The organism is Borrelia puertoricensis (assembly GCF_023035875.1).
Lineage (GTDB): Bacteria > Spirochaetota > Spirochaetia > Borreliales > Borreliaceae > Borrelia > Borrelia puertoricensis.
The window spans coordinates 1-26,947 of record NZ_CP075380.1 but is presented as its reverse complement, the minus strand read 5'-3'; the positions used below and the strand labels follow the sequence as shown (position 1 = coordinate 26,947).

The window sequence follows — 26,947 nt, the reverse complement described above, 5'->3', positions numbered from 1 at the left end:
TTGTTTTCTCCTTTATGGATATTTATAACATCCATAATAACGCAATAATTACTAGAAAGTAAACTGTTATTTACATAAAAATAATTTTTATGTAAATTTAACAAAAAAATATATCAAAAGTTTTGACAAAAACATTTTTTTTTTGTTATATTATTTTATATAGCCATAAAGGAGTAGTTATGAATACAAATGTAACAAAAATAAATGAACAAAGATCAAAGGAAGAGATGCAACAATTTGGTTTGTACAGGCAGATGGTATTTAAGGGTTTTGAATCTTTTGCATATCAAAGTCAAGAAAATCTTAAAGGTAAACAAAAACAGTTAAGTAAAATAAGTAGAGTTGGACGTAAATTACCAAAAATTGGTAAGAATGAGTGTTTTAAGTTTAATAGTAAGGTTGACTTTAGTATACAAAGAAGAGCTTTACACAGGGTAGGAGCTAGTGAAGTTGGAAGCATGTTTATTGGTGCTGATGCTTTAGAAAAATTAATGCTAGAGAGAATACTTAAAGCTATAGGAAGGGAAATGCCTTTTGAAGAAAATTTGAGTATGAGAAAGGGAAAGGCTTTAGAGAATTTAATAATTGACGAATTTGTAAAAACCTATGATAAGAATATTCATATATTACATAAAAATAAATATTCAAACGGTATTGATAAATATAATTACTTTAAAAAAGTTGGTAAGAGTGATTGTTTAGTTGGTGCTACAATTGATGCTTGGTTTGTTAACGGGGAAGGTGATGCTGAACTTTTAGAGACAAAATGCAGCGATTCATTTCAAATACAATGCGGCGCTTCTGAATATAATAGAATTGGTAATTTTCTAGATAATAAATATTTCTTTAAGTATTACGTACAAGTGCAGATTCAACTCTTATGTACAGGATTAAAAAAAGGAAACTTATTCTTTTTATTTGGTGGAGATACTACAAACTGTGTTATTGAAAGAGACGATGCATTTATAGCAAAGATTATGTTTTATATGGTGGCTTTTAATGTTGAGATTAACAACGCTCTTAAGTATATGAGAAGCTATAATGATATTGAGAGTGCAAGTAATGAAGAGTTGGTTGAGAGAATAAAATCATTTTTAAATAAAAGTGAATTTTATAATACCTTGGCACAATTAGACTTTAGACAAGAATTTCTTAAGTTTGTTAAGTTGACAAATCTAGAAGTTGAGAATGAGCTTGGTTTAAAAAATGATATTTTTATTTTAAATAAAATGGTTGAGCATATCAGTAAAGTTGAGGCTGAGAAAGCAAAAGAAGCTGAGGAGATTACCAAAGTAGTTAAATTAAAAGTAAAAGAAAAAATTCAAGATATGATGAGGACTTATTCAATTATTGATAATATCTATTATAATTTTGAAGGAATTTTATTCTCGTTAAACATGAGAAAAAGAGCCATTAAAGATAGGTTTAAGGTGTTTAGTGATAGTTATACACAAGTGAATGGGCTTTCTAATTTTAGTAGTAATTCAAATGAATGGTCTACACCTATTTTAAAAGCTGTTTAAGGGTACCTTTATGAGATTTATGTTTATGGTTTTATTTGTAGTAATTACTTACAAGGTTTTAAGATTTTTATGTAAGTTTGGTGTGAGAAGTATAAAGAATCTCATTCAAGCTTATTATGCAAGAAGAGAATTTTTAGAAAATCTTGAGAGACTTGATTGTGATTTAAGACGTATGGAACTTTTAAGTAGGCTTCATGATGAGGAGAGTTCTGGTGTTTGATATTAACTCGTTAAGTATGTCTGGTCGTTTAACAAGAAACTGTGAGGTTATTTATACTAGTAATAGTTTTCCTATATTAAAATTTACACTAGCTAATAATAGAGGTGTAAAGAAGAATAACTGTGTGACAAGACAGGCTCAATTTTTTGACTGTGTGATTTTTGGAGCTAGAGCTGAGAGTCTTGCTGCTTTACTTAAACGAGGGGTTCAAGTTGTACTTAGTGGAGCCCTATCTTATTCAAGTTGGAATGATAAGCGTACAGGTGAGGGTAAGAGTAAATACAGTATTTTGGTAAATGATATTTGCGTCTTAAACTCATCAATTAAAACACAAGATGTTAATGAGAGTAAGCTTGAAGATGAGTTTTATGAGGATATTCCTTTTTAGTATCTATATTTAAGTTAAGGGAAGTAGGGGTGGTGGTTTAAAAAATAAAGATTGTAAGTGAGATTATATATGAAAATAACGCAAAATAATCCAAATTTAGTCTCAGAAGTACGTCAGTGGGGATGTTACTTTTTAGCTCTTCATTATTACGTATCAGTTTTTAAAAAGTTGCAGTTTAGTGTTCTTGATATAAATAGGAATTATCATAACTTTGTTAAGTCAGGGTGTATGAGAAGTAATTGTTATATTCTAAATCCATGCGCTGTACTGAGACGGTTTGATATCAGTGCAAGTGTGAGGTGGGAGGGCCCTGCTTACAGATGTTTAGATGGAGAATTTGAGATAAGTGAAGTTAAAATAAAAAATACACCAGGATATCATTTTATAGCAACTAATTTGTCTTCTGTACTTTATGATTCACTCTCTCTTAGAGAGCGAGGAAGGGAGTATAATGTTACGTCTAAACGTGTGTTTAGAAAAATATAAATCTCTATTTATAAAAAAAAGAGACTCTCCGGTCTCTTTTTTTTAATGGTAAAAGGTTAATATAAAAATTTTATAAATAAGCTGTATTTATTATACATAATATTTTGTAAAAAAATAGATATTTAGCAAAATTTATTTCAAGCTAGTTTTGATATCTTTGTAAGCCTGTATTTTACTTGCACTTGAGAGACCATAAACATTATCAATCTCAGAAGTAGATGAATATTTCATAAGTTCTTTAATTTCAAATGAATTATATCCTCTAGACTTTAGTGATGCTATAAATATATTACGAAGTATATGCAAAGATTTGCGATGTTTAAATCCTCCCTTAATGAGTAATTCCTTAAACCTAGTTGCGATCTCACTTATGTTAATTTTATTGTCACGAAATTTAAGTTTACTTTTTTGAAATAGATATGTACGTCTTGTGTTTTTTCCTTTAGATAAAAAGTAGTTTTGATGGGCTTGCATTATAGATTTAAATTCAGATTTACTAATGACTACTTCTCTAATACAGATATTGCTACGCTTTTTAGCTACATTAACGCGAATAGAATAAAATACTTCACCATTACTACACGTCTCTTTATATATGTCAGTAAGTTTTACATTTTGCATCTCAACACCCCTACAACCAGTAATTGAGAGTAAGTGTACAAACCATCCAGATATTGGGTCTTGTTCTTTAAATCTCTCTATAGCGCGTTTTACAAGTCTAATTGTCCTGTCATTTAGATAAAATCTTAAAGGGGGGGATAATTTTTTAGTATGTCTAGTTTTGCTTTGACTTTTAATTAAAGTTAATTCTTCACTTAAGCGTTCATTTTGCATTTCTAATTCTTTAATTTTTAAGTTAAGATTGTAGTTAATTAAATGTTTTCCTTTCATGTAATTTCAAAGTTAACTAAACATATTAAAAATAGATAAAATTAGTTATAAAAATATTAGCAAATACTTACACGTAGAGTCAATTTTTAAAGGTCTACATTGCATGGAAAATATGGTGTGTAGAATACTTGTAGTTTAGAGAAAAGTTGTTTTAAGGAGAAGCAGCACAAAATATCTATAATACTTCTTGCTATCTTTAACAAATACTTCTAGTTTTACTTTCCATATCCTTTATTTGCCTACTTAGTATCTTTCAACTTTGCAATGATGGGTTTTTTAGTACAAAATTTAAATTCTCTATTTCTGTTAACTTAAAGTTTACTTTTATAGTTACTCTTACCATTTTTATAACGAGTTTAATTTATTTTCTATTACACATCTTTATCTAGAATTTTTGTTGTCTTGTTCTTTTAAATATTCTTTTTTAAATCCCCATTTCTTAACTTTCATCTTTAGTTATTAGAGGCGTATTTAACCACCTGCTCCTGCTCCATTACAATTGCTTGCTGCTTGATCTTTAAATTTGTCTAAGTTTTCACCGCCATTAAGAGCACCCTTTACGACCTCTTTAAAAGTTTTTTTTTGCTCGCTAGCATCATCACCTGTGCATTTTGCAAGTTCACTTTGGATATGATCAAGGGCTTCCTTTATTTTAGATTCATCAGCACTTAAGATTTTATTTAAAATAGAATCATCACCTAAAGCATCTTTTAAGAAATCTAAGCCTTGCTTTTGAGTATCATTTAGCTTTTCTCTTAATGCGTCCTCAGGTGTTTTTTGTACTTCTTCTTGTTCTTCCAAATTTCTTTTAACTCTACTTTTGGGTGTAGCATTTCCATGCTCATATTCACAACTACTAATTAGTAGTGCCAACACCAAAATAAAATTAATTTTATTCATATAAATCCCCCTATCTTTTTGTTTTAAAAATATATCTCTATTTATCTTCTTAATGTACATGTACGTATAAGTATTAATTGTTTTTGTAAAATTTGTTGTTTTGTTATAATTTTTATGTTAAATATATTTTTGTTAACCTATTAGTTAACTTATATTAAAAGGTATGAGTAGGGTAAAGAAATCGTTTGATGATTATGTTGTGTATTTTAGAGAAGGGAAGCTTAATGACGCGAGGATAGCAAAAGAGCTTGGAGTTAGTCGTGTTAATGTAGGAAAGATGAGACGCAAATGGGAAGAGATTAAAGATGCCCCTGAGTATATTAATGGTGCTGTTAAGCTTACTATTTGTGAAGATACTTTAAATAAAATCTTATTTCATGCATCACAAAGTACAGCCCAAGCACGTGATCTTAAAAGTCAGTTTAGTATGGCTAAAAGTATGTTGGGACTAGAATTTATAAATTCATTTAGTCGTTATTTAGAGTTAGAACTTAAAACTCATAATTACAAAATAGAAGAACTCGAGTCTCAAATTAGCAATATTTACAAGAAGACTTTAAGTAAAAAAGTTGCACATTCAGAAGAAGAGGGTCGTGAGCTTGAAGAGTTAAAACTTAAACTCGATGAGCTTAAAAGGGATCTCGAACTTAAGAAGATGTCACTATGTTACAAGACAATGCTAAAGCTTAAAGCTACTGATACAGATGTGCGCTCTAAATTACAAATTTAAAGGATATGGTAATGGATATATATAAGCTGCCTATATTTAAAGAAATGCAGCGAGAGTACAAGCGTGATTTTGGTATTGATATAATGGATTTTATTAAGCCTAAAGCATTGGAGGTTGATTTTAAAGGGTTTGAGCAGAGACACTTAACTAAAAAGCAACTTGAAGTAATACGTAATATCGAGAAGAATAAACAAAGTAAAATTATCCTCTCAGGTGGGATTGCTAGCGGTAAGACGTTTCTAGCATGTTATTTATATCTAAAGATGCTCATTAAGAATAGACATCTTTACAGGCAAGATACTAATAATTTTATAATAGGAAATTCACAAAAATCATTAAAGATTAATGTTTTAGGGCAGTTTGAAAAGATTGCTAGTATGCTTAAGATACCCTTTAAGCCAAAATTTTCTAATACATCATATTTTGAAATAGACTCACTAAAAGTTAATCTGTATGGTGGTGATAAGGTGAGTGATTTTGAGCGGTTTAGAGGGTCTAATTCGGCGCTTATTTACGTTAATGAAGCAACTACGCTGCATAAAGAAACATTAATAGAATGTTTAAAAAGGCTTAGAGTAGGAATGCAGGCAATTATATTTGATACCAATCCAGATAATCCTGAACATTTCTTTAAGCTTGATTATATTGATAATACAAAAATTTACTCTACATATAACTTTACAACATATGATAATGAATTAATTGCTAGAGAATTTATTAAAACCCAAGAAGAGATTTACAGGGACATTCCAACATATAAAGCAAAGGTTCTACTTGGAGAATGGGTCCCGTCCTGTGATGCGATATTTACTAATGTTAATCTTACAAGTAAGCATGAATTTAAAAGTCCTATAGCATATTTAGATCCTGCATATAGTATAGGAGGCGATAATACAGCCCTTTGTGTTTTGGAGAGAGTAGATCAAAGTTATTATGCATTTATTTTTCAAGAAAAGTTACCAGTAGGTGATCCTAAAATGTTAAATACAATTAAAACTATACTTACAAATCTTAATGTACACAAACTATATGTTGAAGATAGGGATAACGTTTCTGGGCATGGGAATGTGACTAAAACGTTTCTTAAACTTAGGGCGGGTATGAGTCATAATTTTAAAATTGCTCCAATTAAACCTATAAGTAATAAATTTACTAGAATTGCTACATTAATAGAGCCATTTGCAACATCTAAACTTAGTATTATGGATTATTCAAGTAAGTCAGCTGTATCTGATATTTATAAGTACAAAGGAGATGGTAAGAGTGATGATGATTCATTAGATAGCCTATCAGCATCATATATGTTATTGACTCTAAGCATGCGTACCCTCAGAGCACATTTTACTAAAATAAGGTTCCTATAACAGTTAAAATATTATATAATAATTACATAAGGAGTGTTTTTATGGGACTTGCTCAACGAGTTATTACACAGCAAATGGTTATAGCTGAACTTACTAAAGCCGGTATTAAGAGAGATATTGCTATTGATCTGTCTTATAGGTATTATCGTAATGAGCTTACGCACAAAGATATTGAATTCTTAAAAGAAAACTTTGATATAAAATTGAAACACTTAGAAGATGGGATTAGTAGTGTTAAGGATGAGCTTAATACCAAAATAGATACTAAATTTAATGAACTCGATAAAAAAATAGACACCGTTGAGAGTAACTTTAACCTTAAGCTTGAAAAAGTTGAAGCTCTCTTACAATCTGAGATTCAAAGGGTTGAGACAACTTTAAAATCTGATATTAAGGACCTTGATAATAAGATAGATACTAAATTCAATGAACTTGATAATAAGATAGAGAAATCTACATTAGAATTTAAAAACACATCTAAACTCCATAATTGGATGTTTGGTACTATCATAACTCTTACTTTAGGTATTTTATTAGCATTATTATTGAAATAATTTTAATTAAATAAAAAATAAATTTAAGATTTTTACCATTTTTAAGTTCCCCCCCAATTAGTACAGATACATAAAAATGTAGATATTTTATCGTATATGTATTTGTTTCTTTTATTTTGACAAAAACTATTATTTTTGCATACAATCTATATGCAAACTGAAAATAAAGGAACAAATTTGTATTATTTTGATGAAATAAAGAAACGATCAAATAAGATCTGTCCTTTGGAATTATATAAATATTCGCTTGTTTTTAGGAACTATATAGAGAATCCTGCTGAGGATGCACTGAAGAATGGTATTCATCTTGAAAGTTTAGATAATATTAGTGAATCTGAGATAGCAAGACTTAAAAGAGAGCTTAAAGATGCTCTTTTAAATCTTATAATTAGTTATAGATTTAATGGTGCAGGATATATTTTAGTTCTAACTCGTGATGAACTGACAGAATTAGAAGAAGAAGTAAATTCTGAATTGCCCATTGGATTTAAATATCTAGATTTCAATTTAGTTAAAGACCCGGGCATTTATGACCAGTATATTACTTACACAGTAAAAGAAGGAAATACTTCTTACTCTTTAGTTAAGATACATAAGAGTAGGGTAATAATTTTTGATAATTATGATTATATCTTAAAACGTTACATACCATGTTATAGTGAAAGTTTTTTACTTAATATTTATCTACTTGAGAAAATTTATACACAGATAGATAAGAGAATAGAGACACATAATTTTCTTTTTTATAAAGATGAAGCATTAGTTGGACTTCAAGATGCACTATCAAATGCAACTGCATCATTAAACAGCTTAACACATAGAAATAATAGTAATAATGGATTATTTGCAGGTCTATTTCAAAGACAAAGACAGGATAATAACAGCATATCTGATCTTAAGAGTATTAATGATAGTCTCTCAAGAGAAATAGAGAGATTAAAGTCAAGTTTAAATAATGAAGGAATATTTTACACTTCAACAACAGATGCATCATTAGAGGTAATTAAGTATGATCTTACGTATTTAAAAGAGGCATTGGCATTAGTAAAAGCTAAGATAGGAGCAGATACAAAAGAGCCACTAACTCGAAGTTTTAATGAACAGACTAAAGGTTTGGGAAATGATGGGAAGGGAGATAGATCCAATTATTATGATTTTCTTAAAGGAATACAAGAAGCAGTAGAGATTGCTGTCAATATTAAACTATCTAGGTATTTTGGTTTAGAGATGAAATTTAATTCTCTTGTTATGCTTAGTGAAGAAGAGAGAGTAGATAAAGATCTCAAATTAATAGAATTTTTCGGTAAATATAGTGAACTTATAAATAAAAATATTTTAAGCAAAGATGAGATATCAAAGCTAAAAGAAAAATTATTTTCAATTTAGGTTAAGGAGTTTTCATGGAAAAAGAGTCAGATGTAAATACAGAAGAAGTAGTAATACAGACTAATGATAATAGCTCTTCTGATAAGTTTAAACGTATAAGTCAAGAAGAGTTTGAAGAGTATATGCAGCTTAAAGAAAAGGTAACTCGAGAAGATGAAAGGGTTAATAAATTAAGTATAAATGACCGAATTGCACGTGAACTTGCAAATGCAGAAGATAGAGAGCGAGTAGAGAAACAGTTACTCTTAGAAGCTGAAAAGATAAATGAAATTGATCAATTAGCTAAAGCACATTTAAGCAAGCATTTTGATAAAGATACTCTTCTTTCTAAGGGTTATTCACTGAAAGAAATAATGCAAGCACAAAGAAGAGAGTTAGTGAGAAAATTTGTTCCTAAAGAACAAATAAAAGCTATTTCCAAGCTAGATAATTTTGAACATTTAGATGGAGAGATATTAGAACAACTTGTATTTTTAGCAAAAGTGAATATAAGCATGAGAAAACGTGCTGCAAGTAATATTGACTCTAAGCATGGTGATATTATCTCTAAAATAGAGAATAGAATATCATTATTAGATTCAGGGTTTTCACCAGTTAACTTTGATGAATTTAATATTTCTGTTGCCAATGCTTATAAAGATAGAATACATGAGTTTTATAACCTTAAAGAGAAAAAAACAGCTTAAGGAGATATATGCATGTCAGAGACTATAACAAAACTTAAAGAAGAATATGATAAAAAGGTAAAAGAGATACAAGACCTAATGAAAAATCCTATTAGTGATGCAGGGGTTTTTAGTAATAAGGTTGATTTTAGGGATAAAAATTTACACTTTGCCAACCAAGGTGGGACTGTAACTAGTAGTAAAGACAAGTTAGAAAATTATCCTGTCAAAGGTTATCCATACAAAAGAGGAGTAAAACTGGTTGTAGAAAATCCAAGTACTTCTAATAACAATCCACACTATGAACCTCATGTGGAAGTAGGTGGTGAGAATGATCTATATGGAATATGCAGTGATATAGATGAGTTTACTGGCATAGCAACAGTAATACCTATTACAAATAATTTTCAAGGGTATTTAGTAGCCAAACAAAGTAGTGGTATAAAAAGAAAAGATAAGCTTAAATTTGATGCAAATGGAGAGCTTGAAAAAAGTAGTTCAAGTTACAGCAAAATTAATGCTATAGCATTGTCAGATGTAATAGAATTTGGTACTGATAAAAAACTTTGTATGGTACATGTTTCTGTTTATGGAAATAAAGCTAAACCAAGTTAATTAGTTAAAGGAGGTTAAAGATGTCAGAATTATATGATCAAAATTATTATGCAAAAGAAATAGCAAATATTTTCTCAGAAATTAAATTACCAGTATTTTATAACTGGTTTTCAAAAGAACAAATTGAAGATGTTGATTTAAAGATGGGATATTTAAAAACAATAAAGTGGGATGCATTTCTTAATGCTAATCCTACAACATTAGTAAATGAAGTTAATACTATTGCAACCATTGGATTTCGTTCAGAGTCAGTGAGACTTAATTATTTAAAGTTACAATATAAATTTAGACACTTAAAACAAACTTCTGAAAAATTTTATAAAGGTAATGATTATGCTGGAGATGTAAATAATAATTTACTTCCATTTGGGGAGGCATATAAACTTGCAACAAATGAAATAATAAAACTAATAAATCATTTTGTATTAACAGGTACTGTGTCAATCCAAAAAGATGGAAAGAATCAAAAACGAATGTTACCTAATATGTTTGGACTACTTAATATGCCAGATCAAGTAAAAGAAGAAGTTGAACAAACTAATAAAGAAAAAATGGATAAAATATTTGAAAGTATCGAAAAGGGTCTTGCAAAATTAGAGCTAGGAGATGAATTCTCAACTCCTATGATGGTATTAGTTGATCCATTAACTAGTTTAAAGTTAGTTAAACCATATTCAATAACAAATTCTTCTTCATCTTCTGCTACGTATTCATCAAATGATTTTTGGGAGGACTTCCTTATTAAGACAATAAAAGCTGTTAATAATAGAAGAGAAGTCTATATTGAAACAAGTAATTTACTTCAAAATCAAATACTCATTTATCCATTAAATGCTGAACTAATTAAGTTCAAACCAAGTAAATATATGCTACCAATGCCAAATGAGCAAGTGGATAGAGATTCAACTGATATTGCACATTCATATCTTGATTTTGTACTTGGTGGACTCTTAGCAACAGAGAAAACAATTTTACGAGTTGATATTAAACAATCTTAAAGGTTAACCTGGTAATGCAACAGAGAACAGCTCAACAAGAGATAGAGAGACAAGAAGAAGAATTATTTATAAGCAGGCTTCACTCTAATATTATTTCCCTTTTGGGAATAAGCATAGAAGAATTTTCTATTCAAAGCTTTATGATGCAAATTAATCTCTTAGAGTCAATATTATTAGCTAATGGAATACAGTCAGAGAAGCTTACTTATAATGATATCTTCTTGCTTACTTACTATCATATTGGATGTGAACTGAGGAAAAAGGGGATTGTCCGTGAACTTGAATTTGAGAGAATAAAGAGAGAAAAATTCAATGAACTGGAAATTGACTATCACCCTATATCTGATACTAGTCAATCTGACAGTTGTAATAAAAACTTCTGTTTACGATTTGATGCGTATCTAGATAAAGTTAAAAGAGATACTACGTCTCCTTCCTGTATAGGAGTTGTGTAATGAATAATCTTAGAGATAGGTTATCACAAATGTCACAACGTATGATATTTACATACAAAGCCCCTGATCCTTTACGTTTATATAAATTTGAAACTATTACACTTGATGATAATTCTTATCAGAGGGTATTTAATAAAGAAGACTACTTAGAATTGACAGGCATTATTATAGATATAAGTCCCCAAGAATTAAGGATGATTTATGACTCAAATTTATTTGACTTACAAGGACTCTCTAAACTTTATACAAGTGATGATATTATCTTCAATCTTCAAGATAGAATTTCTATAGGTGATAATTATTACGAAATAGTAAGTATTGACTCTTCTATTGGTTACCAAACACTAATATTAAAGGATATTGTATGGAAATAGAGTTAGAGGTTGGTTGGTTTGGGGGCAGAGCTAATGTTGCACGCATGCATGAGATTGGCGCTAATAATTTACCAGTACGTAAACATTTAAGTGAAGTTGCTGCTAGTTGTGAGTTTAGAGAATATATCAGTAATGATTATATAAAAAATGAATTTAAACGTGATCCCAGATCTGGAATGAGTGCCATTGGAGAAGCATTTATAACTTATTATCAAAATTATGTATTGTCAAATAAAATCAAGCCTGAACTTAGTCCAAATACAATTAAGCAAAAACGAAAAAAAAGGTAGTGGTAATCCAGAAATTACTCTTGTTGATACTTCACGAATGCTAAATGAGATTAGTTATAAGGTGAATTGAGTGCTTATTGGGTTAGAGGTTATACTTATGCATATAATTAAAATACTAAATGACTTTAAAGAATATGCTCATGCTAAAAGTGAAAACATATGTAAGGTTATTAATACATATAATCATCCATATCTACTCTCTAATATAACTACGAGCGAACCTAATATTATTGCATTTAAATTTACATCTGAAGATGGCTTACTTGCTCACAACTCTCATTATGGTACTTTTTATGATAATATTTGTGAGTTTAATATTAACTTCCAAATATTTATTATCTCTCTTGTAATAAATTCAAATGACTATGATGCTTACAATAGAATGTTGACTTTATATAGTTTGCTTAAAGAATTTTTACATAACAGAGTAAATAAATACACAGTTAAGGACGCTCATGAACCTGACTACATAAAACATCTCAATATCTATATACGTCCAACATCTAATATGCAAAATACAGGTCTCATTACTTTGGGAACAAAATGTAGTAACACTGCTTATAGCTCATCAACTAATTTTAAAGCTGGAATCCAAATATTTGAAAGGAAGGAGTAATACTTTGCCACAAGATACAATTAGTGTAAATCTAATTAATAATAAAGTACATAACACAACAATAAACTATTATTCTCCGTTACTAGTTTATAAAACATTAAAAATTAATGTGAATAAAGATAGTGCAAATTATAAAGTCTTAAATCTTACAATAAATAACTATGAAAAGCAAATAGAAGCATTAGAAAAAGAAAATGGAAATGGACAAGATGAATTTACTAAAGAAAAAGAACTATTAAAGAATGCTATGTCTGATTTCTTTAACTCTCCCAGTGTAGCATTAAAATCTGCTATGCTCTTTATTTATAAAGATAAACCTGAGACTATTAAAACTTATCTTAAAACACACAGACACTCATTTGTTGTTCTAATTAATACTTATGATAAAGATAATAATGGTGATGATGGGCTAGTTGTATACAAAGATGATTACTTGAAATTCAAGATGCCAGATACTTTCTTTATTTTCTCTACTAAAGAGAGTGAAATAAAAGAAATATTTAAAGATAAAAGCTACCTAGAGAAAACAAATAATATAGCTATTTATAGTAATAAGCGAGATAATCTACATCTTAAATTTATAAGTCGATATTTATATGAAGCTTGTATGTTTCACAGTGTAAATCCATATGGCATGAATCTTGCTGCAAGACCACTTGTTGATGATGAAGTAATAACTAAACTTAGAGGTGCAAATATTAATTTCTATGCTTATCTTAACGAAACAGGTCTTGAGAGAGTATCAGCATTTAAAGAAGGAGTTGATCTTGCGGGCAATCCTATTGACCAGTTATTTACTTATCAATATATAAAACAAGAAGCAATAATTGAACTTATTAGAGTTTGGAATATTAATAATAGACAAAATAGTAAATTATCTAGGTTGCAATTATCTGGAGCTAAAGATAATGCATATACATCAGCAATTGAATGCTTACTAAAGAGATATATAGAGAGAGGACTTATTGTAAGCTACTCAAACTTAAATATTATCTTATCACCATCACCACAACTTAAATTAGAACTAACTATTGATATTACTTATAACTACAGTATCAACTCTCTCTCTTTCATTATTACAACCAAAGATATAACTGATTACTTAAATAAACTCGAAAATTAAGGAGGAGATATGGGATTATATGATTTAAAGGAAGTTTATCTCTCTATCTCGGGAAGACAAATTAATAGTGGAAAATTAGAACTTACAAGTGAACCTACAACTAGAGCAGTAATTAGTAATGAAGATAGAGGAATGCCTGTTATCAGTCTTCGAGATCCCAAAACCATTACTTATATATTTAGTATTGAAGTAACACTTGGTAGTCATGATTACATATTACTAACTCAAATCTCTGATGACCAATTTTACAACATGAATGTAAGTAAAGAAGATAAAATGATGGATTTGGTATTTAATGATAGGATAACAACAAAAATAATCAGTAACTGTGCTGTATTTACTGAAGAACCATCAAGAAGTTACTCAGCAGAAGCAGAAAAAGTTACTTTTGAAATTAGAGCTATCAATTGCCAAAAAATAACACCTAAAAATTAAAAGACACACAATGATTACAAGATATAAAATGAACATATTAAGCAAAGACAAAACTTATGAATACCAAATAAAAGTATTACCTGTTTATACGTGGGACTCTATACTAGGATTTAATCAAGAAGAAGCTATAAATAAACTTAATGATGTTAAGTATTTGAAAGAAATAACTAATTTAATGATCAAACCCGGGTTTTTAGATGAGTTTTACGTAATACTGGATTACAATAGAGAATTCATAAGTTATTATAAAGATTATCTTATTGCTATTCTTTATTCTATAGAATTTAATACATTTCATTTAGACTCAGAATTTAAAAAACCAGCCCTCCTTTTTCTTAAAGAATATGAGAATAATGTTGGTGATTTTGTTACTTTTGATTACATTACCGATGAATTTAATTATGAATGTGTAATTTCAAAACTTAAATCAAAGGCTAATAATGAAACATATAGATAAATTTGTTGAGAGTATTAATGCTACTCGTACTCGTTACTTTGCTTTAATTGACGATATAAAAAGACATAAATATTGGCTACCAATAATTACTGGTATCTGTTCATACAGAGAAATTAAATGTATGACATACGATGAATTTATTGAAGTAAGCAAAATTGCTGAAGCTAAGATAGAGAAGGAAATACTTGAACTGATTTTATCTAAATAAGGACACTTATGGATAATAAATTTACCATTAAATTTAAAGGTATACTCGATCATGCATCAACGAAAAAAACATTAGAGAGAGACATATCAAAATTAGAAGAGAACTTAAAACCCAAACTTTCTTCTCTCAAAAGTACTAAAGATATAATTAAAGCTAATTTAAAAGATAAAAATGCAGAACTTGCAAAACAAAATAAATATGAACGTTTAAGAGAGCGAGTAGAGAAATTTAGACTTACTGAGACTAAAAAGCTAATGAAGCAAGGACACAGCTTCGAAAAAGCTAAACGAGAAGCTTTTAAACGATCTACTATGTCTACTAAAGACTTACGTAATTTAGAATTTAAATCACTTAAAGAAAACTCTAAAATGCAACAAAATTTAATAAAAAAAAACAATTTGACTTCTAAAGTCATAATAGGAAGTGCAATTGGTAATATAATAGCTAGTTCCATTAAAGGTGCTTCCTCTAATATGTTTGCATTTGCAAAATCATCAGTAAAAGATGCTGCAGAAAGAAAACGAATAGGTATCCTAAACTCTAGAATTTTTAACTCAACTGAAAAAGGTAAGCTACTAAGTACTATATCAAGAATTAAAACATTTGAAAGGGGAAGAGAGAAGGAAGAGTTCTTAAATAAAGCTGCTGTTATTAAAAGAACTCTTAAGAATGCTGGACTAGAGAATGAAACTAATTTACTTAAAGCAGTAGAACTTGCAGCTAAACTTAAGGCTAGTGGACTCTCATCAAGTGATGATGCTATCTCTTCAGTTGTTGATTTACTTCGTGGAGAAGGTGGTTCAATCTTTAATTTAATGAGTCAATTTGATAAATTTGGTAACAAGTATCTTGAACATGCTGAGCGTAAATGGCAACAGGACTCTTTTCACGATATGGGTTCAAGAATAACTAAACTTGATGACGTGCTAAGTGATTTCAACGAATTAAATCTCACAAATACTACAAGCTCTTATGACTCTGCAACAAGTAGTATGGATAAGATAGATGAAGAATTAAAAAAACTAACTGCTTCCACATTAACACCTTTAATGGATTTTTCCGCTAAAGCACTTAAAAAGATCAATGAATTTAACTTTCATAAAGATATCGTTGATCCTATAATAAACGGAATTAAAAGCATTTTTAGTTTAGATAGACTTATTGCAAGACTTAAATCAATATTGCCCTTATGGATGGGAGGAGATAGTGGTGAGAGCTTATCAAAAATTACTCATGAAGATAAATCTATTACTACTCCTCCCAGTGGTACTTAAAATAGGGAGACATTTATGCAACCTATGGAAATATTTCAAATTATTAAAGATACTGTAACACAAATATTTGCTTTATTTGGCACAGATAATTTTATTGTTCTCTTCCCAAGACCTGATCTTAAGGGACTTGGGTATTTGCCCCAATTATTCTTTATTAAACCTAAATTTGAACTTATAACTCGTACTTATAACACCACATGTTCCAAACGTCCTGTAATTAATTACTACTTAAGGAAAGCTGAATATGTAAGTTATAACCCTGTACTTACAGGAGAAGTTATTGCTTTAAATGGTGGTGTACTTACAAGTCTTTATAAGAATATGTTAGCTCCACTGAAATTAACTCCTTTTGGTAACTCACTACTTGAATTTGATAGTAATTTAGTTAAAGAACAACTGGCTGGTAGACTTCAAGCACAAGTTCCCTTTACTGCTTATAGTCCAACTTTTGGCATTAAAGAATTAGTTGTAATTACTTCCCTAACATTTAAAGATGTGCCTTTCATAGATGAAGTTGAGCTTAATCTTAACATGGAAGTTATTAAAACTTTTGCTTTAGAAAAATACAAAGGATAAGCTTGTGATATTACTTAAATATGATTTTAAGATTGAATTTTACTCTACTATTAGCTCAAATAAAAATATTACTGGTGATGCAACACCAGAACACTCTCCTAAAATCATTATCAACACACAACATGGCATTTATGTTGATATCTCAATATCTAATGTCTATTCAAGTTACAATTTTGTAAGGGCAAAACAAGCCAAACTTGTTCTTTGGAATTTACACCTCGATTTCAACAATCACATACATGAAGGAGATATTGTAAAGATATACTATAAAAAATTTGCTCATGAAGACTCATTTACATTCATTATGGCAGGTTATCTGGGAGTCCCAATGAGCAGTGACTATCCTAGTGGTGATTTTAGCATAGAGCTTGAACTTCATTTAGCATCAAAGAGTAATTTCTTTAACCGAGAACTTGAAACAAAACAATTTAAAGGAATGACGGTTGAAGACGCTATAAACTTTGCCTTTCCGGGTAGAAATATAATCAATATGAGCACTAATGACAGACTTAAAATCATAGAAGAGCATATTTATGCTAGAACTCCAAAAGAATTTATAGAAAAATTATCTAAAAAATATATACAAAATGTTATTGCTGATGTTGGTAATGGAGTTGATTTGGTTGAATGTAATTTTATATTCACAAATCATCAATTAACCGGTCCTGATGCTCATTATGAGTCACTTGAAGATTATGGTCTTGAATTTATCCCAAAGCAAGAAATTACTATAGGCACTACTCTTAATATAAGACTTATATATTGGAGAGCAAAGCTTACTTATACTCATAAATTAAAAGTTGGTGACAGAGTATCATTTAGAGATTCTTTGGGGAATATAATAAAGAGCACCATTTGTGAAACTAATGCTTCTCTTAGCAATTCTGGTGAATGTTCACTTAACTTAAAGCTTTATGATGACATTAATCATCTAAAAATGAAATAAAGGAGAGGATATGAACTTTAATTATGAAATTTATAGAATGAATCAGAGCATGTCTGGTTCTGCTTTAACTCAAGAAGAGAGCAAAGAATGGATAGCTAACAATATATGCATATCAAAAATAGGAATTATAAAATCATTTAACAGCGATACTCAAGAAGGCGTTGTAGAAATTGAAGAATATAAAGGACTTGAGATTCACACTCGTAATATATCGAATATCAATCTAAGTCTTCACAAAGATGACAAAGTAGTACTTCTTCAATCAAGTATTAATCTATTTAATACAGATGACAATATATATTTTGATAAACATCATTTTTATATATTAAGTGCAATTGACCCTAAGTATCTTAAAATATATGCTAAACATAAGTTGGATATACGTAATGAGATAACTAGTCTTAAAGACATCTTAGAGGCAATTGTCAGTGCGATTAATAACTTAAGAATTATAGGAAATTCAAGCATTGATTACTCTTCTCTCTCTTACTATACATCAAAAATAAATAGCAAAATTAATAATTTATTTAATTAGTTTTTTGATATTTTTGTTATACATTTCCTTTAAGTTAAAGGTTAAAGATTGATTTACATAGGTTAGTATGGATTTAAAGGTTGATTTGCAGTTTAATTTAGTATCAGGCTCAGACTTACAGATTGCTGATGGAATAGAAGAGCAAAAACAAAGATTATTTATTTTCCTTAAAACCCCTAAAGGAAGTCTTGCTCTAAATCCAACATGGGGATTTGATTATACACATATCCTTAAATTATGTAAGCTTGGCACTCTAGAGCAAATTAAATATTATCTCTACTCTGTTGCCCAAGAACTGGAAATTGATCTTACTGGAGTTAACATTAATATAAACTCAAAACTGCTGCAAATTACTCTCTATTTTCCTGGTGATTCTTTTCAAATGGAGATTTGCATATGAGTATTACTTTTGATAATAATTTCGGCATTCTAAAACAAAATATCTCACAAATAATTAACACAAAGAGAGAATATTTAAAACAAACACATGGTATTGTGATAAAAGATGACCCATCATCCATTTACAACATCATAGCTGCTTCTCTTGCTACAGTTGAGGAACAAATAATTAATGAACTTAACCTTTTTATGGATAAACTTAAACCACAAGGTGAGTATTGGAAGGCTATAGAGTCTCATATAAGTGTTAAAAGCACCACTCATGAAGCATTAAGAAATGCATACTGAACTTACCAGATGTAAAATACGTTAACATTGTAAGCACAGCAGGAAAAGCTAATATTTATCTTATTGTTAATGATACCATCTTAAACGACTCTAAGAACACAATTAAAGATTCTACATTCAAAGCAAACCTTTGGGAAGTACTTTATAGCACTATTCCTAGTGGAACTATCTTAGAAGGTGATATTGATATTGATGGAATAAATAGCCACAATCAAGTTAAATCTTATAAAGTTTCTCTAGGAAAGACTAAATATATCTATCTTAAAGTAAAATACAAACTGGACCTTAAAAACTTCATTTATCTCAATATCGACATGCAAATAAGAGAAATATACAGGAGAATTATCAATAATAATTACTCTGACATGGGAATTAGTTTTGAATATCAAGATTTTACTGCTCCGGTTAATGAGATAAAAGGCATTCAAGGACTTAAAATTAACGCCTGCATTAAAGACAATCCTGAGACAAGTATAAGTAACATTAGCACAAGTGATTTTAAAGAGAATCAAGATATTGAAATCAGTCCATCAGAAATACTTAACTTCAGTCTCACTGAGAGACTACTTATTGATATTCAAACTTAAGGAGATATATTGAGCATACCAGGTTTTCTTCATAAAACACAAATAGAAAAATTTATACGTTCAGAATTAGATTATGCAAATAAAATACTTGCTGAAATTAAGAGCTTAAATTCTAATTTCTCTGGTATTATTGCTAGTAACTATCTATCTTCTCATTTTATTGCTGTCTGGTTATCAAACGTATTTAAAACTTTTCACTACAAAAGTCGCCCATTAAAAGAGCTTGCAAGCAATATTGACAGCGTCATTTTTGCTTTAAGACATATTGGTACTGATGAGTCATTTATTAGATTATTTAAAGCTTTTCTTAATGTTGATATTGAAATTACAACACCAGAAGCTGGGGTTATTAGTATTAAATTACTTGGAAGTATAAAAACTAATTTCATATCATATATTACTCCTAGTACTGCTGTTGGAGTAAAACCCAAACGTATACGCTTACGTCAATCAAAACAAGGATACGAAGATAAATATAAAATACTAGCATTCAATTTCATTCCTAAAGGATATTCACATTCAATATATGCTTTTATTAAAGGCATGATTCCTATAGGAAGAAAACTTAAAATTATTGACAATCAAAATATAGAAGTTGTTTCTTTTAACTAATGGAGGTATCATTTGTCAACAGATGAGAGACTTTTAATGGACGAGAATGAATTTATACAAATTAAAGATTTAAATAGGGTAAATGATATAAAAAATAGTGATTTACTTTTATTAGATGATGGTGTTGCAAGTTGTAATGCAATTACTTATGAAAACTTCCTTCAAAAGACTAAAGATAAAACGTTTAAAGGAGAAGGATTATCTTACTTTAAGGAAGTAATTAAAGACACTATTGCAACAGAACTTGCTGAGAATAGTGAATTTACAGATAAACTTTACTCTAAACTACTAAGCAAACTTATGAATAATGACTCAAGTTATAAGAGTAATTTATCTAGTTCTATCAGAAGTGATCTTACAAGTAATATGAGTTCTTATTCGCATTTCTCTAGTTCAGACAAATTTGTTACTATATCAACTTATAATTCATTACAAAAAACTACAATACCAGAATATTTAACAGGCATTCCTTCAAGTTTTAGTTTATCAAGAGAGAGAAGCTCTAGTTCTTATATTTATGAATCCTCTCTTAGAAGTAAGTCTTACTTACTAGATATGACATCTGAGTATAGCAACGAAGATGTTAAACTTATATTTTATAAAAGTGATGACGATAAGCCTATTTATTTAGATATATATCTTGACGTAACAATTAATGCTGGTGGTAGCAAACATACAAAAAAAGTATCTGTTAAATATTCTGATGAATCACAAACATCAATAATATACTATAATAGTGCCAAGAATGCTTACATAGACACTGTAGTACCATTATTTAGAGGATGGTACATACAAAAATATAGATATCTAAGCGGAAATCGTGTTCCGGTTTTAGTAAAACTGTAATTTTACTTTGTAAAACTTAATAAATTATTAGTTTTTGGTACTTTTTGTAATATACTTTATTTATCTTTTTTATGTGAGGTTACAAGGTTAATGGATCATTTCACTTTAACTAAATTGTCTGAAATATCAGAACTTTTAATTAATATCAATGAAATTAAATTAATTGTCATTGCCACTTTTATTTTAGGTATAGGACTTATCTTTAAACCGGTAATTAAAGATATCATAAGTTTATTAGCAACTAAATTTAAAAGAAAACATAAAGGAAAGGATTAATCAATGACACTTGACATCAGTTCATTAAATACTGCTTTAAATGCAATAGAAACATTATTTAGTACACTGTCTAATTTTGAAGATGGCTCTTTTAACGTGAATGCTCATAAAATATTTATGCTACTTAATGAAGCTTACACAGAATACAGAATTATTTTCACTAAAAACATGGAAAGATTAGAGAATGCATTAACGCCCCAAATCCAAGAAGCATTAACTCCTATTAATAACAAAATACAAGAATTTATAGAAAAGGTTAATAATAATCCTGAAAACATGAGATTGCCAAAATGGGAAGGAACAAAAGAATCATATTCAAAGGAGTTATAAATTGAATTTAACTACTGCAAAATTAAGTATAGATATACTAAACAAATTTACAGAACTGCTAAAGCAAGACTCAAATACCAACACACAAAAATACATTAATATCTTTAGCAGAGTAATAAATTACTTTTATTCTATGTACAGGGATAATTTAATTAAAAGGGAACAAGCTGAAAGCATGAAAATACTCTCACAATTTGATGACATCTTAAGAATTAATTTAGAGATAATAGATAGCTCTAATGAACATTTAAGTAAAGAGAATACAAAACGCATTGCTTCACTACGTTTAAAGAGAAATAAGTTTATGCATGCTTATATTAATAAGCTTAAAGAAGAGGACAGAAATAATGAATAGACTATTTAAAGTTATTTTCATTTGTGCTATTACTCTAATTATGAATTGCACAACCATTACTTCCTTAACTAAAGAACCAACTATGCCAGATGATTCTAATTTAGAATCAATAAGTAAATACGAATCTGAACTCTCAAAATACGTACTTTATTTACAAGGATTTTTAGTTGATGCTAAGAAAAAGACAAAGAATGAAGATTTTCCCAAATTTACTTTTTTTGATGCAAGCAAATTAAAATCAGAACATACAATAAAAACATTAAATTTTAATATCTCCCTACTGCAAGAATATATCTCTCAAATAAAACCTATTGCTGAAGATATATATAAAAGATATACGAAATTAAAATAATTTTAATGAGTAAGCCCCTATTGGGGCTTTTTTCTTTATATATTACAATATTCTTGATAACTTCATTTAGGAGAGGAATTAAATGCACAAAAAATATGTATTTAATATTATATTACAATTACAAAAAACACTATTTATACTTCTTACTTTTTGTAATTGTGATTTGGATATACACACAAACAAATTAATCAACACTGATTTAAAAAAGTTGAAATCATTAACTAACTTAGACAATAAAAAAAAACAATCTTTGGATTTCCTTACAACTACACTTAAAGATCAAAATAGTTTAAATAATGCAAAAAAAGAAATAGAAAGTGAGCTTTATAAACGGCTTATCAAAACTGACATCAATTATGACTATCAATATAATGAAAAAAAATTATCAAAATTCTTTAATGAACTTGATGAAGAAAAAATCCAAGAATTACTAGATAGAATATCCACAATGCAAAATCTAATTAACACCAGCACCCACCCACTCTTCTCATATAAAAAAGAAGGCAAAGATGATGATAATCTAACAACAGAACAAAAAAAAGTCAAAGCATTAAATGTTATGAAAAACAAAATATGCGTTGCATTTTATATATATGGCAATAACGGTTTTTCAACACACGATACCTTTGTGTATATGATGGTATTTTTGAATCCCATACATCCTACATATCACAAACTATGTGATGAAATAGATGAGTTAAAATTGGTTGCATAAAATAACAAACTCCCAAAAGGGGTTTGTTATTTCTTTGATTTATGCAGATCTAAATAAACAATCAAATTCCTTATCAGTAGATAAATGCCCAAATAATTTCAGTGGACTATTACCAAGCTTATCTAAATCAAAAGCTAAAAATACATCAAACTTTTCTATCTTTTCTGGGTCTCTACTACTCTTACTAAAATACTCTTTTATCAAATTACACCAATACTGTATACTCTTTAATGTTTTATTTTTATTAAAGTATTCAAGTATACTTGAATCATCTCCAACTTGAATAGATTTAAGATATGAATTTATCTCTTCTAAACTGTTAAATGGTTTATTAAGAACAAATTTATGCATATTACGTGCTGCTATGAGTAGATTTCTATAATACTTAAATTTATTTGTCTCTACATTATTTCCTGATATATTTACTTGTGTATTTCCATCATTGTTTTTGGCAATAACTTTAACTCTATCTCTATTATTTTCTAGCTCGGGTAATGATGAACTAGCATCAGTGTCAACTTCACTCTCTATTGATAGGTATCCTACAAGAGCATATCTTTTATGATATGTTATACATGAACCTACAAGTTGAGATAAAGTATTTTGATTCTTTGCCCCTAGAGAAGAAAATTCTTCTGTGTAAATTGGAGTATCAAATGACTCACAGTAACCACTACTTGGACTGTAAAATGTTGTTGTAATAACATTAATTGTATTATTTCCCACAACTTTAAATGTTGGACATTGCAGGAAATCAATATCTAAATTGTTACTCTTTATAACATTCTTTATCTCTCTGATTATCTCATTGAAATTTTGATATTTATACCCATATCCATTAAGATTCTTAGCAACACCACTTAAATTCATACGTAGACTGTATAGAGATTTTAGAAAGTTTACCCTTGCTTGATTCTCATCAGTTACTAAAGCTTGATTATTTACTCTTATATCTGTTACTTTTCCCTTTTGTTTCCCCAGTTTCTTAACTGCTCTGCGCATTCTAGTTCTTGTATGTTGATTTTTTGTTATTTTATTTGCATTCATTTAATACTCCTTTATGGTTATAAAAACAAATATATAACAAAAACTATAAAAACAAATATTTTTATTAAAAATAGCATAAATTTCCGTATAGAATGACAAAGTAGTAAATTGATGAGTTATTACATAAATAATTAGATCTTTATTAGCAACTTTTAAAAAAAACTACTAATAAAGATCTAAAATCTTCATAGACGATCCATAAAGGATGTGTCTAAATGAACACATACCATTGACAATAAAATACACCAAAATTAAAAGAATATCAACTATTGATTTCAGAAATTTACATTTTCTTTTAAATTTTACTAAAGAGCTTATTAACACTTTATAACTACTATATCATTTTCATCTAATAAAGAATCTACTTATCATAATAAAAACAATAGAAGTAATAATTAATCTTATTATTAAGACTAGTATCATATCTTATACCTTAAGTAAATTGTATTTTTAGATATGTCCTTCTACAAACCTTAATATTATGTTTATACACTTTATATGTTAAATCATTTATACATCATCTAACTCTTTTACTTCTCAAAATTTTTAAATTCATTTATAAACTCATCTAGCAAATCTTTTTTATAAGCAAACAATCTATCTAATATAAAGCCAGTGAGTTTAGCATTTTTCTTATAAAAATCATAACTATCTTGACTTTTAAGTTGAAAGCGTAGCGGTTTTATTGGATTTTGCTTTGATTTCTTTATTTTTGGACTTTCCTTAGTTTGTATATAATTAAGAGCATCATGGATGCCATTTTCAATAATATACTGTTCTTCAACTAATCCTTCTTCCATAGCATTTGCTATTTTCAAATAAACATATACTTGACTTTTTGCAAGTCTATAACTTTTTATAAATCCATCAAAACTCTTATATCCATCTAATTTATAATATTCGTTATCTTTTATTTCTTTTAAAATCCTAATGCTATCTATTTTGTGAAAAATTTCCTTTCTAAAATTAGCTTTTAATCTTTCTTTTAAAGAATTATAATACAAGATTTTTTCTTCATTAGTAGAAAATAATTTTTTCTCATCAGGATCCTCCTCATCTACTAAAACTCTTTTATTTAGTTCGATTTTCATATAAGCTCCTCCATTAATACAAAATAAAATATAATCGTCCGGATTCCGGACGATTATATTTTATTCATTTATTTGTTTTAAAAGTTTTGATAATGCATCTTCATATTCCTTAATATAATCCTTATCTAAATCAAAGTCTTCATTTTGTGCAATCTTCTTATTTAAATCTTCTCTTTCATGAATAAATCCTAAAAATCCCTTTTTTGATTGAACATATTTCAATAACTGTTTATGTGTATTATTTTTCTTAAATCTTGTCACAAGGATAAAAATTGGAAGTTTCATCCTTAACTTTTTCATATAAAATTCTAATAAATCAAGACTTTCAACTGACCATTTTTCTGCTGTCATTGGAACTATCACATAATTGCTGGATAGCAATGCATTAGCCAATGTAAACTCTAAACTAGGATTTGTATCAATTATTATGTAATCATAATCTGCCTTTAAAAAAAGTAAATTATCCTTTAATCTCAACTCCTTAAGAGGTATAGATTCGCTAGCGAATTTGTGCAAACTTAAATAACTAGGGATTAAATCCAAATTATTTTTAAGATTCACAATAGAGTCATCAATATTCAATCTTTCTTTCAAAACTCTATATATATTTTTATTTACAAGACTAATCTTTTTACTTATAAATTCTTTATAAAAATAACTAGTTGTTGATGCTTGTGTGTCAATGTCAATTAATAATACTTTATATTTCTTTGCTAATAAAATTGCAAATATTATACTGGTTGTACTTTTTCCAACACCACCTTTAATTGATGCTACTGTTATTATTTTAGGTTTTTTTCTATCCATCTAATTATGTTTCCTTTACCTGGTAATGCTTTGTTGTAAAATTCATACACTTCCCTTTCAAGTTTCATTACTATTGCAAGTAATGTTTTATAATATGATGTATCTATTTTTTCTCGTTTAACTAGAGAAGAAATTCCTTTAATATAACAAAAAATACTTCCCTTTTTGAATCTAAACTCCATGTAATAGACCTTTGAAAAGGTAGATGTTTTGAGTTCTCCATTATCTTCATATCTCCTCATTATATTTTTTATTGGTTTTCTATATCCATAATATATACCTAAGAATTTATCATCTCCTTTTGTAGAAAATAAGTGAAATATACATTTTTTTTCGTTAAAAAGTTCTTTCAAAATAATAAAAAATCTATTGTTTTTATTTTTATCTATTCCAAATATATAGAAATCTTTAGTGATTTTTGTATGATATAGTGTTTTGTCATTTTTTTTTTCTATTTTAATAAAAATAGAGCTTTTCTTTGTTGACATTTTTGATATGTTTATCATAGTTTTATTTTTTAAACCTCATTTTAATTATCAAAAATTATTTTATAAGTTCTTTGGTTTTTAGGTTTCCTAACCATTTTTTTGTTCTTATTGCACTGTCTTCATATCTTTTTTTGTTTGCATTTGCTTCTATTTTGTCTAAATATCTCATTGTTTTCCATTTAGACACATTCCTTATTAGATAATCTGTATTGTTTATTATCTTACTTTTACTTTCTTTTTCTATTTTTTCTTTATTATTTATATGTTTGTTATTAGTTATATTATGACTGACATTTTTAGTTGCATTTTTAGATTTAAAAATTTTAAACCTCCTATTTTTGAAATATTTTTTTTGTGTTTCTTTTGTAAATATGAATACTTTATTAGCATCATGTTCGGTGATTTCTTGTTGAGCTTTAAGCAATCTTTTTAAGTTCTTAACACTGTATTTAGTTACTGTATATCTTATGTATGTTCCGTTTCCCTCACCTAGTCTTAATAAAGTTTTTTTAATAATGCCTTTATTGCATAGAAATGCTAAATCTTTTCTTAAAGTTCTAAGTGTAATCTGTTTGAGACCGTCTTTAAATAGAAAAATATTTAATGCGTTTAGAATGAATGTTTGATTGTAATTTATTGTTTTATTCTGAAAGTATTTAAGTATTGATAGTATTTTATAATATCTATTGTGATAGTCCTTTAATGGTTTTGTATGGGCCTTAACCTCGAGGCTTGCATTTTTCAT

Annotated in this window: 37 protein-coding genes and 2 pseudogenes; 32 read left to right on the top strand and 7 right to left on the bottom strand. The window is 28.3% G+C overall.

Annotated features, from left to right (window positions below):
* Positions 1-179 precede the first annotated feature (179 nt).
* The 4 genes from bpuSUM_RS04550 (at position 180) to bpuSUM_RS04535 (ending at position 2,617) form a co-directional block, all read left to right on the top strand.
* Positions 180-1,523, top strand: coding sequence for a DUF244 domain-containing protein (locus tag bpuSUM_RS04550; RefSeq protein ID WP_247066399.1), 1,344 nt, complete (start codon positions 180-182; stop codon positions 1,521-1,523).
* A 10-nt stretch (positions 1,524-1,533) separates the two neighbouring features.
* Positions 1,534-1,743 carry a hypothetical protein gene (locus tag bpuSUM_RS04545; RefSeq protein ID WP_247066385.1) on the top strand — a complete coding sequence of 70 codons (210 nt, stop codon included), beginning with the start codon at positions 1,534-1,536 and terminating at the stop codon, positions 1,741-1,743.
* On the top strand, positions 1,736-2,131 hold the full coding sequence (locus tag bpuSUM_RS04540; RefSeq protein WP_430644657.1) for a single-stranded DNA-binding protein: 396 nt from the start codon (positions 1,736-1,738) through the stop codon (positions 2,129-2,131). Before bpuSUM_RS04545 ends, bpuSUM_RS04540 begins: the two co-directional genes overlap by 8 nt.
* A 69-nt stretch (positions 2,132-2,200) precedes the next feature.
* Entirely contained in the window at positions 2,201-2,617 is a 417-nt protein-coding gene (locus bpuSUM_RS04535; protein ID WP_247066381.1) for a DUF261 family protein, read from the top strand.
* Positions 2,618-2,749: 132 nt separating this feature from the next.
* Here the strand turns inward: bpuSUM_RS04535 and bpuSUM_RS04530 are convergent, their stop codons facing one another.
* Both bpuSUM_RS04530 and bpuSUM_RS04525 read right to left on the bottom strand, forming a co-directional pair.
* Positions 2,750-3,508 carry a tyrosine-type recombinase/integrase gene (locus bpuSUM_RS04530; RefSeq protein WP_247066379.1) on the bottom strand — a complete coding sequence of 253 codons (759 nt, stop codon included), beginning with the start codon at positions 3,506-3,508 and terminating at the stop codon, positions 2,750-2,752.
* 471 nt (positions 3,509-3,979) lie between these two features.
* Positions 3,980-4,408 carry an Mlp family lipoprotein gene (locus tag bpuSUM_RS04525; protein ID WP_247066376.1) on the bottom strand — a complete coding sequence of 143 codons (429 nt, stop codon included), beginning with the start codon at positions 4,406-4,408 and terminating at the stop codon, positions 3,980-3,982.
* Positions 4,409-4,571: 163 nt separating this feature from the next.
* Here bpuSUM_RS04525 and bpuSUM_RS04520 point away from each other — a divergent pair, with 163 nt between their 5' ends.
* The 28 genes and pseudogenes from bpuSUM_RS04520 to bpuSUM_RS04385 all read left to right on the top strand — a co-directional run bounded on the left by bpuSUM_RS04520 (position 4,572) and on the right by bpuSUM_RS04385 (position 22,769).
* Positions 4,572-5,138, top strand: a complete 567-nt coding sequence (locus bpuSUM_RS04520; RefSeq protein ID WP_247066374.1) for a DUF603 domain-containing protein — start codon at positions 4,572-4,574, stop codon at positions 5,136-5,138.
* Positions 5,139-5,149: 11 nt separating this feature from the next.
* Positions 5,150-6,502, top strand: a complete 1,353-nt coding sequence (locus bpuSUM_RS04515) for a PBSX family phage terminase large subunit (protein WP_247066468.1) — start codon at positions 5,150-5,152, stop codon at positions 6,500-6,502.
* Positions 6,503-6,543: 41 nt separating this feature from the next.
* Complete coding sequence (bdr, locus tag bpuSUM_RS04510; protein WP_247066372.1) at positions 6,544-7,056, top strand: Bdr family repetitive protein; 513 nt, start codon at positions 6,544-6,546, stop codon at positions 7,054-7,056.
* A gap of 150 nt (positions 7,057-7,206) precedes the next feature.
* Positions 7,207-8,442, top strand: a complete 1,236-nt coding sequence (locus bpuSUM_RS04505; protein WP_247066370.1) for an anti-CBASS protein Acb1 family protein — start codon at positions 7,207-7,209, stop codon at positions 8,440-8,442.
* A 14-nt stretch (positions 8,443-8,456) separates the two neighbouring features.
* Positions 8,457-9,128: a DUF1357 family protein gene (locus bpuSUM_RS04500; protein ID WP_247066368.1), complete on the top strand. Its 672-nt coding sequence runs from the start codon at positions 8,457-8,459 to the stop codon at positions 9,126-9,128.
* A 12-nt stretch (positions 9,129-9,140) separates the two neighbouring features.
* A complete protein-coding gene (locus bpuSUM_RS04495; protein ID WP_247066366.1) occupies positions 9,141-9,722 on the top strand; it encodes a DUF228 domain-containing protein in 582 nt (193 codons plus the stop codon).
* Between the two features lie 20 nt (positions 9,723-9,742).
* Entirely contained in the window at positions 9,743-10,720 is a 978-nt protein-coding gene (locus tag bpuSUM_RS04490; RefSeq protein WP_247066364.1) for a hypothetical protein, read from the top strand.
* A gap of 14 nt (positions 10,721-10,734) precedes the next feature.
* Positions 10,735-11,175: a DUF3890 domain-containing protein gene (locus bpuSUM_RS04485; RefSeq protein ID WP_247066362.1), complete on the top strand. Its 441-nt coding sequence runs from the start codon at positions 10,735-10,737 to the stop codon at positions 11,173-11,175.
* Complete coding sequence (locus bpuSUM_RS04480; protein ID WP_247066360.1) at positions 11,175-11,549, top strand: DUF1506 family protein; 375 nt, start codon at positions 11,175-11,177, stop codon at positions 11,547-11,549. The genes bpuSUM_RS04485 and bpuSUM_RS04480 overlap by 1 nt, the downstream gene beginning before the upstream one ends.
* A pseudogene (locus tag bpuSUM_RS04475) lies at positions 11,540-11,909 on the top strand (hypothetical protein). Before bpuSUM_RS04480 ends, bpuSUM_RS04475 begins: the two are co-directional and overlap by 10 nt.
* 27 nt (positions 11,910-11,936) lie before the next feature.
* Positions 11,937-12,455 carry a DUF764 family protein gene (locus tag bpuSUM_RS04470; protein ID WP_430644656.1) on the top strand — a complete coding sequence of 173 codons (519 nt, stop codon included), beginning with the start codon at positions 11,937-11,939 and terminating at the stop codon, positions 12,453-12,455.
* 4 nt (positions 12,456-12,459) lie between these two features.
* On the top strand, positions 12,460-13,578 hold the full coding sequence (locus tag bpuSUM_RS04465) for a DUF787 family protein (RefSeq protein WP_247066465.1): 1,119 nt from the start codon (positions 12,460-12,462) through the stop codon (positions 13,576-13,578).
* Positions 13,579-13,587: 9 nt separating this feature from the next.
* Complete coding sequence (locus bpuSUM_RS04460; protein WP_247066456.1) at positions 13,588-14,013, top strand: DUF1463 family protein; 426 nt, start codon at positions 13,588-13,590, stop codon at positions 14,011-14,013.
* A 10-nt stretch (positions 14,014-14,023) separates the two neighbouring features.
* A complete protein-coding gene (locus bpuSUM_RS04455) occupies positions 14,024-14,470 on the top strand; it encodes a DUF1473 family protein (RefSeq protein ID WP_247066454.1) in 447 nt (148 codons plus the stop codon).
* Positions 14,454-14,678 carry a DUF1322 family protein gene (locus tag bpuSUM_RS04450; RefSeq protein WP_247066447.1) on the top strand — a complete coding sequence of 75 codons (225 nt, stop codon included), beginning with the start codon at positions 14,454-14,456 and terminating at the stop codon, positions 14,676-14,678. The genes bpuSUM_RS04455 and bpuSUM_RS04450 overlap by 17 nt, the downstream gene beginning before the upstream one ends.
* 8 nt (positions 14,679-14,686) lie before the next feature.
* A complete protein-coding gene (locus tag bpuSUM_RS04445) occupies positions 14,687-15,952 on the top strand; it encodes a DUF759 family protein (protein ID WP_247066439.1) in 1,266 nt (421 codons plus the stop codon).
* Positions 15,953-15,967: 15 nt separating this feature from the next.
* Positions 15,968-16,528 (top strand): DUF792 family protein, encoded by a 561-nt coding sequence (locus bpuSUM_RS04440; protein WP_247066437.1) that lies wholly within the window; start codon positions 15,968-15,970, stop codon positions 16,526-16,528.
* A 4-nt stretch (positions 16,529-16,532) separates the two neighbouring features.
* Positions 16,533-17,474, top strand: a complete 942-nt coding sequence (locus tag bpuSUM_RS04435; protein WP_247066434.1) for a DUF693 family protein — start codon at positions 16,533-16,535, stop codon at positions 17,472-17,474.
* Between the two features lie 10 nt (positions 17,475-17,484).
* Positions 17,485-18,009: a DUF777 family protein gene (locus bpuSUM_RS04430; protein WP_247066432.1), complete on the top strand. Its 525-nt coding sequence runs from the start codon at positions 17,485-17,487 to the stop codon at positions 18,007-18,009.
* Positions 18,010-18,076: 67 nt separating this feature from the next.
* Positions 18,077-18,409: a DUF2634 domain-containing protein gene (locus tag bpuSUM_RS04425; protein WP_247066430.1), complete on the top strand. Its 333-nt coding sequence runs from the start codon at positions 18,077-18,079 to the stop codon at positions 18,407-18,409.
* Positions 18,406-19,283, top strand: a pseudogene (locus tag bpuSUM_RS04420) (DUF276 domain-containing protein). The gene bpuSUM_RS04425 and the pseudogene bpuSUM_RS04420 overlap by 4 nt, the downstream one beginning before the upstream one ends.
* A 9-nt stretch (positions 19,284-19,292) precedes the next feature.
* On the top strand, positions 19,293-19,895 hold the full coding sequence (locus bpuSUM_RS04415; protein WP_247066428.1) for a DUF735 family protein: 603 nt from the start codon (positions 19,293-19,295) through the stop codon (positions 19,893-19,895).
* Positions 19,896-19,907: 12 nt separating this feature from the next.
* Complete coding sequence (locus bpuSUM_RS04410) at positions 19,908-20,741, top strand: DUF685 domain-containing protein (protein ID WP_247066426.1); 834 nt, start codon at positions 19,908-19,910, stop codon at positions 20,739-20,741.
* Between the two features lie 90 nt (positions 20,742-20,831).
* Positions 20,832-21,017 (top strand): BlyA family holin, encoded by a 186-nt coding sequence (locus bpuSUM_RS04405; RefSeq protein ID WP_247066419.1) that lies wholly within the window; start codon positions 20,832-20,834, stop codon positions 21,015-21,017.
* A 3-nt stretch (positions 21,018-21,020) separates the two neighbouring features.
* On the top strand, positions 21,021-21,347 hold the full coding sequence (locus bpuSUM_RS04400) for a BlyB family putative holin accessory protein (RefSeq protein ID WP_247066417.1): 327 nt from the start codon (positions 21,021-21,023) through the stop codon (positions 21,345-21,347).
* A gap of 1 nt (position 21,348) precedes the next feature.
* Positions 21,349-21,702, top strand: a complete 354-nt coding sequence (locus bpuSUM_RS04395; RefSeq protein WP_247066415.1) for a BlyB family putative holin accessory protein — start codon at positions 21,349-21,351, stop codon at positions 21,700-21,702.
* Positions 21,703-21,742: 40 nt separating this feature from the next.
* A complete protein-coding gene (locus tag bpuSUM_RS04390) occupies positions 21,743-22,054 on the top strand; it encodes a BBA14 family lipoprotein (protein ID WP_247066413.1) in 312 nt (103 codons plus the stop codon).
* Positions 22,055-22,136: 82 nt separating this feature from the next.
* Positions 22,137-22,769 (top strand): hypothetical protein, encoded by a 633-nt coding sequence (locus tag bpuSUM_RS04385; RefSeq protein WP_247066411.1) that lies wholly within the window; start codon positions 22,137-22,139, stop codon positions 22,767-22,769.
* Positions 22,770-22,808: 39 nt separating this feature from the next.
* Here the strand turns inward: bpuSUM_RS04385 and bpuSUM_RS04380 are convergent, their stop codons facing one another.
* The 5 genes from bpuSUM_RS04380 to bpuSUM_RS04360 all read right to left on the bottom strand — a co-directional run bounded on the left by bpuSUM_RS04380 (position 22,809) and on the right by bpuSUM_RS04360 (position 26,947).
* Entirely contained in the window at positions 22,809-23,816 is a 1,008-nt protein-coding gene (locus tag bpuSUM_RS04380) for an ERF family protein (RefSeq protein WP_247066409.1), read from the bottom strand.
* Between the two features lie 530 nt (positions 23,817-24,346).
* A complete protein-coding gene (locus bpuSUM_RS04375) occupies positions 24,347-24,907 on the bottom strand; it encodes a chromosome replication/partitioning protein (protein ID WP_247066407.1) in 561 nt (186 codons plus the stop codon).
* Between the two features lie 60 nt (positions 24,908-24,967).
* Positions 24,968-25,714, bottom strand: coding sequence for a ParA family protein (locus bpuSUM_RS04370; RefSeq protein WP_247066405.1), 747 nt, complete (start codon positions 25,712-25,714; stop codon positions 24,968-24,970).
* A complete protein-coding gene (locus bpuSUM_RS04365; protein WP_247066403.1) occupies positions 25,690-26,202 on the bottom strand; it encodes a DUF226 domain-containing protein in 513 nt (170 codons plus the stop codon). Before bpuSUM_RS04365 ends, bpuSUM_RS04370 begins: the two co-directional genes overlap by 25 nt.
* 55 nt (positions 26,203-26,257) lie before the next feature.
* A complete protein-coding gene (locus bpuSUM_RS04360; protein WP_247066401.1) occupies positions 26,258-26,947 on the bottom strand; it encodes a plasmid maintenance protein in 690 nt (229 codons plus the stop codon).